At 52.1% G+C, this 844-nt stretch carries 9 tRNA genes; all 9 read left to right on the top strand.

Annotation, left to right across the window (positions count from 1 at the left end):
- The first annotated feature begins 1 nt into the window (after position 1).
- The 9 genes from C6W21_RS18895 to C6W21_RS18855 all read left to right on the top strand — a co-directional run bounded on the left by C6W21_RS18895 (position 2) and on the right by C6W21_RS18855 (position 843).
- Positions 2-77, top strand: a tRNA-Val gene (locus tag C6W21_RS18895).
- A 33-nt stretch (positions 78-110) separates the two neighbouring features.
- Positions 111-186: transfer RNA gene (locus C6W21_RS18890), tRNA-Thr, on the top strand.
- Between the two features lie 37 nt (positions 187-223).
- Positions 224-299, top strand: a tRNA-Lys gene (locus C6W21_RS18885).
- An 8-nt stretch (positions 300-307) separates the two neighbouring features.
- A tRNA-Leu gene (locus tag C6W21_RS18880) sits at positions 308-390 on the top strand.
- Between the two features lie 30 nt (positions 391-420).
- A tRNA-Gly gene (locus tag C6W21_RS18875) sits at positions 421-492 on the top strand.
- A gap of 12 nt (positions 493-504) precedes the next feature.
- Positions 505-590 (top strand) — tRNA-Leu (locus C6W21_RS18870).
- 11 nt (positions 591-601) lie between these two features.
- Positions 602-678, top strand: a tRNA-Arg gene (locus C6W21_RS18865).
- A gap of 7 nt (positions 679-685) precedes the next feature.
- Positions 686-762, top strand: a tRNA-Pro gene (locus tag C6W21_RS18860).
- Between the two features lie 8 nt (positions 763-770).
- Positions 771-843, top strand: a tRNA-Ala gene (locus tag C6W21_RS18855).
- Position 844 lies beyond the last annotated feature (1 nt).

Here is an 844-nt window from a genome sequence, read left to right as displayed (position 1 = left end):
TGGAGGATTAGCTCAGCTGGGAGAGCATCTGCCTTACAAGCAGAGGGTCGGCGGTTCGAGCCCGTCATCCTCCACCATATTTATTCTTACATAATGTTAGGATAGATAAAGCCGGTGTAGCTCAACTGGTAGAGCAACTGACTTGTAATCAGTAGGTTGGGGGTTCAAGTCCTCTTGCCGGCACCACTTTCATATGGTAAGATAGACAAGTCGCTTTTAAAGCGAGCCATTAGCTCAGTTGGTAGAGCATCTGACTTTTAATCAGAGGGTCGAAGGTTCGAGTCCTTCATGGCTCACCATGTTTCATGCGGGTGTGGCGGAATTGGCAGACGCGCTAGACTTAGGATCTAGTGTCTTTATGACGTGGGGGTTCAAGTCCCTTCACCCGCATTGCCAAATAAAATAAAGAAATCCTGTAATGCGGAAGTAGTTCAGTGGTAGAACACCACCTTGCCAAGGTGGGGGTCGCGGGTTCGAATCCCGTCTTCCGCTTATACCATCCACGCCGGGGTGGTGGAATTGGCAGACACACAGGACTTAAAATCCTGCGGTAGGTGACTACCGTGCCGGTTCAAGTCCGGCCCTCGGCATTATCAAATAAGCGCCCGTAGCTCAATTGGATAGAGCGTTTGACTACGGATCAAAAGGTTAGGGGTTCGACTCCTCTCGGGCGCGCCATTAAGATCGGGAAGTAGCTCAGCTTGGTAGAGCACTTGGTTTGGGACCAAGGGGTCGCAGGTTCGAATCCTGTCTTCCCGACCATCTTTTATGGGGCCTTAGCTCAGCTGGGAGAGCGCCTGCCTTGCACGCAGGAGGTCAGCGGTTCGATCCCGCTAGGCTCCAC

Origin of the sequence: Bacillus sp. NMCN1 (genome assembly GCF_002998085.1) — a bacterium.
Lineage (GTDB): Bacteria > Bacillota > Bacilli > Bacillales > Bacillaceae > Bacillus.
Note: the sequence above shows the minus strand (reverse complement) of the source record. Positions and strands in the feature narration are given on the sequence as shown.